The organism is Citrobacter sp. wls757 (genome assembly GCF_005280935.1).
GTDB classification, from domain to species: Bacteria; Pseudomonadota; Gammaproteobacteria; order Enterobacterales; family Enterobacteriaceae; genus Citrobacter; species Citrobacter portucalensis.
Genome location: NZ_SZWU01000060.1, coordinates 643,599 through 652,718, shown reverse-complemented (window position 1 = coordinate 652,718; position 9,120 = coordinate 643,599). Strand labels below are relative to the sequence as shown.

11 protein-coding genes are annotated in these 9,120 nt (G+C 49.6%); 9 read left to right on the top strand and 2 right to left on the bottom strand.

Features of this window, described 5'->3' with window-relative positions; genetic code table 11:
* The first annotated feature begins 1 nt into the window (after position 1).
* The 3 genes from FDW94_RS18030 to FDW94_RS18020 are packed head-to-tail and all read left to right on the top strand — an operon-like array spanning position 2 to position 1,141.
* On the top strand, positions 2–166 hold the full coding sequence (locus tag FDW94_RS18030) for a phage holin (protein ID WP_003839233.1): 165 nt from the start codon (positions 2–4) through the stop codon (positions 164–166).
* Positions 138–686 (top strand): lysozyme, encoded by a 549-nt coding sequence (locus tag FDW94_RS18025; protein ID WP_137378009.1) that lies wholly within the window; start codon positions 138–140, stop codon positions 684–686. Before FDW94_RS18030 ends, FDW94_RS18025 begins: the two co-directional genes overlap by 29 nt.
* The gene (locus FDW94_RS18020) at positions 683–1,141 is read left to right on the top strand and encodes a lysis protein (protein ID WP_137378008.1); all 459 of its coding nucleotides are present in this window, start codon (positions 683–685) and stop codon (positions 1,139–1,141) included. The genes FDW94_RS18025 and FDW94_RS18020 overlap by 4 nt, the downstream gene beginning before the upstream one ends.
* Positions 1,142–1,343: 202 nt before the next feature.
* Here the strand turns inward: FDW94_RS18020 and FDW94_RS18015 are convergent, their stop codons facing one another.
* Complete coding sequence (locus FDW94_RS18015; protein WP_137378007.1) at positions 1,344–2,078, bottom strand: hypothetical protein; 735 nt, start codon at positions 2,076–2,078, stop codon at positions 1,344–1,346.
* A 606-nt stretch (positions 2,079–2,684) separates the two neighbouring features.
* On the opposite strand from FDW94_RS18015, the gene FDW94_RS23570 reads away from it, so the two are divergent.
* Together FDW94_RS23570 and FDW94_RS18005 are read left to right on the top strand one after the other, a co-directional pair.
* The gene (locus FDW94_RS23570; RefSeq protein ID WP_170974250.1) at positions 2,685–2,825 is read left to right on the top strand and encodes a hypothetical protein; all 141 of its coding nucleotides are present in this window, start codon (positions 2,685–2,687) and stop codon (positions 2,823–2,825) included.
* A gap of 509 nt (positions 2,826–3,334) precedes the next feature.
* A complete protein-coding gene (locus tag FDW94_RS18005; protein ID WP_137378005.1) occupies positions 3,335–3,694 on the top strand; it encodes a hypothetical protein in 360 nt (119 codons plus the stop codon).
* A 98-nt stretch (positions 3,695–3,792) separates the two neighbouring features.
* Here the strand turns inward: FDW94_RS18005 and FDW94_RS18000 are convergent, their stop codons facing one another.
* A complete protein-coding gene (locus tag FDW94_RS18000; RefSeq protein WP_249358601.1) occupies positions 3,793–4,431 on the bottom strand; it encodes a DUF4145 domain-containing protein in 639 nt (212 codons plus the stop codon).
* 32 nt (positions 4,432–4,463) lie between these two features.
* On the opposite strand from FDW94_RS18000, the gene FDW94_RS17995 reads away from it, so the two are divergent.
* From FDW94_RS17995 to FDW94_RS17980, 4 genes are read left to right on the top strand one after another with little or no spacing between them, the layout of a single operon-like run.
* Positions 4,464–5,036, top strand: a complete 573-nt coding sequence (locus FDW94_RS17995) for a terminase small subunit (RefSeq protein ID WP_137378004.1) — start codon at positions 4,464–4,466, stop codon at positions 5,034–5,036.
* Positions 5,033–6,604: a terminase gene (locus tag FDW94_RS17990; protein ID WP_137378003.1), complete on the top strand. Its 1,572-nt coding sequence runs from the start codon at positions 5,033–5,035 to the stop codon at positions 6,602–6,604. Before FDW94_RS17995 ends, FDW94_RS17990 begins: the two co-directional genes overlap by 4 nt.
* A gap of 4 nt (positions 6,605–6,608) precedes the next feature.
* Positions 6,609–8,012 (top strand): DUF4055 domain-containing protein, encoded by a 1,404-nt coding sequence (locus FDW94_RS17985; RefSeq protein WP_137378002.1) that lies wholly within the window; start codon positions 6,609–6,611, stop codon positions 8,010–8,012.
* Between the two features lies 1 nt (position 8,013).
* A complete protein-coding gene (locus FDW94_RS17980) occupies positions 8,014–9,120 on the top strand; it encodes a phage minor head protein (protein ID WP_137378001.1) in 1,107 nt (368 codons plus the stop codon).

The following is a 9,120-nucleotide window of genomic DNA, read 5'->3' as shown; positions in this document are numbered from 1 at the left end:
GGTGTCCTGGATGTTGGCCGACAGAATTGCAGGGCTAAGCCTGAGCGACTGGGCAATCATTGTCGGTATCGCATGCACCGTCATTACCTGTGCAGTGAACTGGTATTTCCGCTGGAAAGAACGGGAGGATCGGCGTAATGGGTATGCCACCAAAGCTGAGGAATAAGCTGAGCGCAGCGGTCATTGGTTTGATTCTTGCCGGGGCTTCCGCGCCCGTGATTCTCGATCAGTTTCTGGATGAGAAAGAGGGTAATAGCGAGCAGGCGTATCGTGACGGCGGCGGGCTCTGGACTATTTGCCGTGGCGCCACGATGGTTGATGGCAAGCCAGTAGTTCAGGGCATGAAGCTGTCAGCTGAGAAATGCGCCGAGGTAAACGCCATTGAGCGTGATAAAGCGCTGGCGTGGGTTGAGCGAAATATCAGGGTACCGCTGACCGAACCACAGAAAGCCGGGATCGCATCTTTCTGCCCATATAACATCGGCCCCGGTAAATGTTTCCCGTCTACGTTCTACACGCGGATCAATGCTGGTGACCGTAAAGGTGCATGTGAAGCGATCCGCTGGTGGATAAAAGACGGTGGCCGCGACTGTCGTTTGACCAAAGGCCAGAAAAACGGCTGCTATGGGCAGGTAGAAAGGCGAGACCAGGAAAGCGCGCTGGTGTGCTGGGGGATAGACCAGTGAGTCGAATAACAACCATCATTATTACTGTGGTCATCTGCATAATCGTATTGCTAGGCTGGGTCGTTAACCACTATCGCGACAACGCCATTACCTACAAAGGCCAGCGCGACAAAGCCACCGAGCAACTCAGCTTGGCTAACGCAACCATCAAAGACATGCAGACCCGCCAGCGTGATGTTGCGGCACTGGATGCCAAATACACCGGAGAACTGGCAGATGCTAAAGCCACTATTGATCAGCTTGAGCGTGATGTTGCTTCTGGCAAACGTCGGCTGCAGCTCAATGCCAGATGTCCAGCGAACGGACCGACCAGCGGCGGCGGCATGGGCGATGCTTCCAGCCCCCGACTTACTGACTCCGCTAAACGGGATTATTTCTCCCTCAGAGAGCGAATCGTCACAGTGACGAAGCAGGTCGTGTATCTTCAAGAATATGTCAAAAATCAGTGCTATTAGTTCTTTTGATAAAAATGATCCATTATGGTGAGTGCAATGTATTGGTGATATAGATAGAATACGATGTTTTAATGGCGGGATTTTGAGGTGTGCTAGAAAATACGTGTTATTAATAATTTGTCCCCATTGGTTAATGCGCTTGTTATCGCATGCTTATGCTACGCGAAAGTTATAAACTATTTTCCTTTAAAGTGTTTTGATTTTATTTTTGACTGGTTGTATTAATTTGCTTGTCAATTTCTTTCAAAGCGTCGTTAATTAACATGAAGTCAGTCACTTTGATTTCCGCAACTTCATTTCTAAACATTGCAAGTTTAGAGTCTGTTAACTTCTTAATAAGGCGTTCAATTTCTGGGTTAACTACAAAAGTATTATCATTTAGTGAGTAAGGTCTGTTGAGTTGCGGGTTTAATTCTGCAAGGATATTAATCACAAAGTATGAATAGCCGCTATATTTTGAGTTGATCCATTTTTTATAGCGAAGTACCTTGACTAGTTTTAGTCCCATCTCTTGAATTTTATCTTGGATGTCGTCACAACTTTCAAAGTTTTCTTTTATCAAAATTATCTGCTTATTTGACAGGTTTTTTTTATTATGAATTAGATTTAGGAGGTTAACTTTTTCGCGCAGGTTTTGACGCATAATTATCATTTCAAGCGGGGCTATGGTAATTAAATTTAATGTATCCTGTGCAAATTCAAATATCTCCGATTTGAATTTTTCAGAATGCCATTTTTTTGCTAAGAAAATTGCTCTTATTGCTATAGCGCAAGTTATTAATGAAGCGAAGGAACCGAGCAAGGCAGATAGTGGTCCAAGGTCATGAACGAAAATGTTCAAAAAACCGCCAAATATATATATAAATAAACTAGCGGATAGTAAAATACAGATGATTGCAAATGAATTGCTGGCTATTTTTTGCACGATTGTTGCCATTGCTAAGTGATTTTCTCGGGAATTTATCAATATTGGTTTGATAAATCAAATAATCTAAGCATCAGAGGTTATGTGATATACTTCTCACATCAAATTATCGACCGATGGTGAAATTTAAGCCAAATAAAATGCTTGAGAAGCTATAAAGTGTTTAGGTTTTGGATGTAATTGTGCACCTTAACTGGAATTGCTGCTATAAATTACTAAGGCCTCTTCAAATCTAGCAGAGACATTCGATTAATTTACAGAATTTAAGAAAACATTATTAAGCTACATTACGTTAGTTTCCTATGCTTGAGTTATGGCGTCATTAGTTGAGTTTCCGAGCGTGATTGTTATCCTGTGGAATTATTTATGTGATATCTTTCGGATTAGCATAACTCTGTTAAACCATATAGTTCCTGAATGAAATAGTCTGTCAGGACAAAGTATGTACAAACCGGAGTGGGGCGTGCTTCAGCAACGGTTCCTGTCCGAACATGCCGAAACCGGCGTATCACCGAAGGAGTGGTGCGAAGCGCAGGAACTGAATTACAATTCTGCGCGTAGGTACATTACAAAGCCGGCTGCGCAAGAAACTGCGCAGAAAGAAGTGCGTAAAGCCAGATGCCAAACGTGGTTGTGGTTGAGGCTGCTTCGCCACCTGACAGCGATACTACGCAGGAAAGCGCAGGCAACTTAAAGCCTCAGCATGAACAGTATGCGCAGAGTAAAGAGTATTACATCGATATCCAGCCAGCTGAGTAAGCCATTGAAAAGCTCATCTGCTGGTGGGCTTGATAATGGATGCGTTACAGCAAATTCTTACCATTTGGATAGTGCTGCTGCAGAATCTTAAAGAAACCCCGCGATAGCATGAACATAGAAGCAATAATCACCATGCTTATTGCTACTTGTGTTAGACGTGACCCCTCGTAGATTTGATCGCCAAGTTGCTTACCTAGCGTGATAGCTGCGTAAAAAGTCGCGAAGAAGTACCAGCCCCTGAACAGAGAAAATTTGAAAGTCATAAAAAACGCTCTTAGTATGGATTTTACTCACTATCTACTTTGTTCGAAAAATAATCAACAGCAATCACAAAGGGCTGCAGTCGTGACATCACCGTCATGGACGAGCAGACTAGGCGCGATGTGCTGGCGTATAACAAAGTGCGGTAGGCGAACTGCCAGAATAAGTAATGAATCAGCATTTAAATTAAAGATCATCAGTTTTTGTGTCGATAGTCTTCCCATACTTACTGATGAGGGGAGTTCCACATGAAAGTATTACAAACGTTAGGTGGCTACCAGGGTGGGCAGGCAGGAATTTTTCAGTATAAAAGGGATAGCAAAGGGATTGTCATTGATCCTACCGTTGGCATGAATGCTAATTCTGAAGTTATTGAAATTTCTAACGAAGATTGGAGTGGGATGATTGAACGGTTAGAGAATATCGGTAAGAAAGTAGTGGATTTGACGGAAATGAAACAAGAGATCGCAGAGGAACTCGGGATGAATAACACCGAGACTGCCGCTGTGGTTGCCATTTTAGAGCACGAAGGCACATTTGACCATTATGGCGGGTTTATTGGTGGTGGGGATTCTGTTTCAATTCATCTTCGCAGAGACGATAACTGATTCAATCTGATTTGATTTACACGGGCCTCGAATTCTCGGGGCTTTTTTATTGCCATCACCATGGGCAGCCCCATCGTAATGGCATATGCTTCAGATGGTTACTCTGGTTCTCTCTTGGCTTTAACCATCGCTGGTAACGTAAATGAGTAAGTCAAAAACACCTCTGTGAATTTAAGCAGTTGATCAACCTCGTCAGCGGTAAACTCTTCGTCAGAATGAACGGCACCATTAGTATCTATACGTACTATATGAGCCCAGTCAGCCATCTCTTGAGTTATTAAACCAGTTTCTCTAAGCGCTGTTATGCGTCTAACAAGCTTATCCTCTTCTTTTAGATGGAGGACTTTTGTTGCTATATCAATTACTTTTCTGCAGTTCATTGCACTAGTTTCGTATCGGCCACGCGAAAAGTCATCCTTTGCTTCTATAAAGAATTTGGCTGCTCTTTCTGGAGTGGCTTCTGGTGCAGAGAAGATTTTCTGAGAAGGATAAGTACTAAGAACATTAAATCTAGAATTCTCGTTAAGAATCACAGGGTAGAATTGTGCCTTAGCATAGTCCTCAGGTGTGCTTTGAATGTCTGTTTCTACCTCTACTACTAAAAGTTTGAAGCAAGAATTACATTGAAATACAAGCGAGTAACATCCTTGCCTTAATGGTGCCTGTTTTATATACCTCATCACCGCCCTTTCTTTTAGGCAATGAGGGCAATTAATATCAATGGACATCATTGCCATTTTTAACCTTCCTCAACAGAGATAACTTATTCATGGCACTTAACGCAAAACAGGACATGTTTTGTCGCGAGTACCTCATCGATTTAAACGCTACGCAGGCGGCTATTCGGGCGGGGTACAGCGTCAAGACCGCAAACCGCATAGCTGCCCAGAACTTGTCAAAACTTGACATCCAAAACAGGATCGCCGAACTCAAAACGAAGCGCAACGAAGACGTGGGTATTGATGCTGATTATGTGCTCCGGCGCTTGGTTGAAATCGACCAGATGGACGTTTTGGACATTCTCAATGACGACGGTAGCCTCAAGCCGATAACCTCATGGCCAAAAGCTTGGCGAATTTCTTTAACCGGCTTCGACATCAGCACGACCATTCAGAACTTCGACGAGGAGACGGCGGAAACCATCCTCAAAAAGGTTAAATGGCCTGATAAAGTGAAGAACCTCGAATTGCTCGGCAAGCACGTTCGTGTTCAAGCATTTAAAGAGCAGGTTGAACAGAAAGTCGTAGCGACTCACAACGTCATGCTGGTACCGGCCAGCGACAACGTGGATAGCTGGGAAGCAGCAGCACAGAAACAGCAGAGCGAGGTTCTTGGTGGATGAATTACAAAGCCGTCTGGAAACCTTTGCCGGGATCGCAATCACTCTCCCTTAGCTGCCCGTGTAACGAAATCCTCTACGAGGGAACACGTGGACCGGGTAAAACCGCTGCGCAGTTGGCCCGCTTCCGTCGCCTGGTCGGTCTGGGCTATGGCTCATTCTGGCGCGGCGTCATTTTCGACACCGAGTATAAGAACCTCACCGACATCATCACTCAGTCAAAGCGTATGTATCGCCTGTTTAACGATGGCGCACGCTATCTGGCGTCAGCATCTGAGTTGCGCTGGGTGTGGCCTACCGGCGAAGAGCTGCTGTTCCGCTTCGGGAAAGAAGAGGACGACTACTGGGACTATCACGGTCAGGAGTTCCCGTTCATCGGCTTCAACGAACTGACAAAGCAGCAGTCTGCTGAGTTCTACGAGATGATGTTCTCCTGCCGACGCTCTTCGTTCCGGCCAGAAAACTACCCCCTGGATGATGGCTCGTTGCTTAAGCCGATCCCGCTCGAAACATTCAGCACCACCAACCCGTTTGGGATCGGCCATACCTGGGTGAAGAAGCGCTTCATTGAGCCAGCGCCGCGCGGCACCATCATTCGCGAAACACAGCAGGTGTTTAATCCGCAGACCGAACGCGAAGAGGATGTGACGCTAACGCGTGTGGCGATTCATGGCTCATTCAAAGAAAACCCGTATCTGGATCCGCAGTACATCGCGACCCTGATGGCAATCAAAGACCCTAACCGGCGTAAAGCGTGGGTAGAGGGATCGTGGGATGTGACCAGCGGCGGACGCTTTGACCACCTGTGGAATTTATCGCTGCACGTCATCAAGCCGTTCCGCATCCCGGATAGCTGGACGGTTGATCGCTCCCACGACTGGGGAGAATCGAAGCCGTTCTCCAACCTCTGGTGGGCGCGTGCCGACGGCACCGCCGCAGAGTTGCCCGATGGCCGTCAGTTCTGCCCGCCTGCCGGGTCGCTTATCCTGATTGGCGAATGGTATGGCTGCCCACCTGATGAGCTCAACAAAGGCCTGAACATGTCATCCACTAACGTCGCCAAAGGCGTGGCATGGGTGGATAAACGGCTGGTGGGCGAGGAACTGGCAGAACCCGAAGAGATAAAGTTCAATGGGGTTACGCAGGGGCAACTGAATATCATACCTGGTATCTGCAAGAAGGTTCTACCCGGCCCGGCTGACGGGGCTATCTACAACACTGGCGATGACGAACTCTCCATTGCCCAGAAGATGGAATCGCAGGGCGTTAAGTGGGTTCCATCCAACAAGAAACCAGGATCGCGTGTAAATGGCGCGGCCCTGTTTGCCGACATGCTGGAGGCCGTCATTGAAGGTAAAAAGCTGGAATCTGGCGTTCCTGAGAAGCCAGCATTCTACGTGTTTGAGTACTGTCGTGGCTGGATAAGCCGTGTGCCGGTGCTCGTTCGAGACAGTAAGAACCCTGATGACGTTGATACCCAGCAGGAAGACCACGACTGGGATGGTACGCGATATGCCGTCCTGCATTCACCGCCGAAGAAAGTCGGCAAAGTCACCAATCTGAGGCTCTAACCCCATGCCTGATATTTCAACACCCAATCTGGACTATGGGAACATGGTGCAGGCGTGGGACATTAATGACGCCCTGATGGGCGGTACGCTCTATATGCGACAGCTGGGCGAGCAATATCTACCGCGCTGGCCGAAAGAAGACAGGGAGGACTACAAAAAACGTTTGGCCGTGGCCACGCTTCTGCCAGCCTACGAAGAGACCATTAAGCAAAACATCGGCCGTGTATTCGCCGGGCCTATTAAGCTTGCCGAGAACGTGCCGGATCAACTGCGAGAGTATGCGAAAAACTTCGACCTTGAGGGGACGCGCCTGGACGTATGGGCGCAGGCATTCTTCGGTCTGGCGATGCAGTATGGACTTTCCCACGCGCTGGTGGATTATCCCAGGGTGGACACCGAAAAGGTGAAAACCAAAGCTGAAGAGAAAGCTACCGGCGCGCGCCCCTATGTCACCATGCTCAATCCACGTCAGGTAATTGGCTGGAAGTCGAAAATGGTGGACGGCAAAGTGGTGTTGACTGCGCTGCGTATCAAAGAGGTTGTGGTCGAAGACGGCGACGACTTCGGCCAGACCAAGGTCGAGCAAATCCGGTACCTGACACCCGGAAAGGTGGAAATTTACCGCAAGGCTAAAGATGCTGACGGTGCCGCGAACTGGGCGCTATTCGATGGGTGGCAGACATCCCGCCAGGATATCACTCTGGTCACGCTATACACCAAACGCACCGGATTTATGTGTGGTTCGCCACCGCTTCTCAACATGGCTCTGCTGAATATCAAGCACTGGCAGAGTCAAAGCGAGCAGGACAACATCCTGCACGTCGCCAGAGTGCCGTTGCTCACGGTGTTCGGGCTGGAGGAGGGGCAAGAACTTGTGATTGGCTCATCCTCTGCCACGTCATTCTCCGATCGGCAAAGGCAGGGTCTGGAATACGTCGAGCACACAGGTTCCTCCATCGGTGCCGGCAAAGAGTCGCTGGCAGAGCTGGTGGAGCAGATGCGACAGGCGGGTGCGAAGCTGCTGCGCACCGAAAACACCTCAACCAAATCGGTAGACCAGACCTCTGAAGAGAAAATGCAGGAACAGTCGCCGCTCTACACTATGGCAACCAGCCTGGAAGATGCGATCGACAACATCCTGCAAATTATGGCCGGGTACATCGGGGAATCTGAGGGTGGTAACGTCGATGTCCGCACCGAGCTGGATGTCGAGTCGAAAGAGTTCAATCCTCCTGCTGCACTGGCCATTCAGTCGCTACGCCAGGGCGGTGATATCCGTCGCGTGGACGCCATCAAGTCTCTGCAGAAGCTGAACATCATCGATGCCGATGCGGATCCAGATGTGGTGCTGAGCGAACTGCTGGCTGAGTCGGCTTCACTGACAGAACCACCGCCTGGCGAGGTGTGATATGGCCCGTTCAGTTAACGATCGCCTGCAGGATGAGACGATAGCGCACGGGCTGTACGTGAACCGCTACGGCACGGGCGTCGCCCGGCGCATGGTGGCATTGCTGAACAGGCTTGATGCTGACCTGGCAGCCAAACTACTGGTGCTGCTGGACGGTAAGCGAGCTGACACGTACAGCGCCCGCCGCCTGGCGTCATTGCTGGTGGGTGTGCGTGACCTCAACCAGCAGGCCTATGAACCGGTTAATACTGCGCTGGCGCGCGAACTGACGCGCTACGTTGAGTATGAAGCCGGGTATCAACTGGACCTGTTCAGCAGCATCATACCCAAGCAGATTCTCCAGCATGTTCCGCTCCAGAGCATCGCACCCGAGCAGGTTTACGCTGCGGCAGTGGCGCAGCCCTTCCAGGGGCGATTGCTGAAGGAGTGGGGCCAGAAGCTTGAATCGGATCGACTGGACAAAATCACTAACGCTGTACGCTCCGGTTTCCTCCAGGGTGAAACGGTAGAGCAGATTGTCAGACGCATCGCTGGTACGCCGAAACTCAACCGTGAAGATGGGGTGATTAACGCATCCCGCCGCGACCTTGCCGTCGTGACACGCACTGCGGTGAACCATATGGCCGCCACTGCGCGCCAGGAGTTCGCCCAGGCCAACAGCGATATCGTGAAGGCCAAGCAGTGGTCCTCCACGCTGGACACGCATACCAGCCAGTGGTGCATCATCCGCGACCGCAAGCTCTACACGCTCGACGGCAAGCCGCTGGGTCATGTGGTCCCATACCTACGCGGACCCGGCAAAATCCACTTCTGCTGTCGCTCCGGTGAAATCCTCATCACTAAGTCGTGGGAAGAATTGCAGATACCGCCTGACGAACTGAGTAACGCAACCAGGGCGTCCATGGACGGCCAGGTGCCAGCAAATACGAGTTATGCCGACTGGCTCACCCGGCAGTCGTACGCGCGGCAGGAGCAGGTGCTTGGTGTTACACGCGCCATGATGCTGCGTGACGGCAAAATCACGGTGCCGGAGATGTTTAACGATGCCGGGGAATTTCTCACCCTGGATGAACTGCGCCGCGTGGATGCTTCGGCGTTTGAGGGTTAG

What these genes read in the sequence shown, in the direction of transcription:
- FDW94_RS17995 (WP_137378004.1), top strand. Translation starts at nt 4,464, where the DNA reads ATGGCACTTAACGCAAAACAGGACATGTTTTGTCGCGAGTACCTCATC.
- FDW94_RS23570 (WP_170974250.1), top strand. Translation starts at nt 2,685, where the DNA reads ATGCCAAACGTGGTTGTGGTTGAGGCTGCTTCGCCACCTGACAGCGAT.
- FDW94_RS18005 (WP_137378005.1), top strand. Translation starts at nt 3,335, where the DNA reads ATGAAAGTATTACAAACGTTAGGTGGCTACCAGGGTGGGCAGGCAGGA.
- FDW94_RS17990 (WP_137378003.1), top strand. Translation starts at nt 5,033, where the DNA reads ATGAATTACAAAGCCGTCTGGAAACCTTTGCCGGGATCGCAATCACTC.
- FDW94_RS17980 (WP_137378001.1), top strand. Translation starts at nt 8,014, where the DNA reads ATGGCCCGTTCAGTTAACGATCGCCTGCAGGATGAGACGATAGCGCAC.
- FDW94_RS17985 (WP_137378002.1), top strand. Translation starts at nt 6,609, where the DNA reads ATGCCTGATATTTCAACACCCAATCTGGACTATGGGAACATGGTGCAG.
- FDW94_RS18025 (WP_137378009.1), top strand. Translation starts at nt 138, where the DNA reads ATGGGTATGCCACCAAAGCTGAGGAATAAGCTGAGCGCAGCGGTCATT.
- FDW94_RS18015 (WP_137378007.1), bottom strand. Translation starts at nt 2,078, where the DNA reads ATGGCAACAATCGTGCAAAAAATAGCCAGCAATTCATTTGCAATCATC.
- FDW94_RS18000 (WP_249358601.1), bottom strand. Translation starts at nt 4,431, where the DNA reads ATGGCAATGATGTCCATTGATATTAATTGCCCTCATTGCCTAAAAGAA.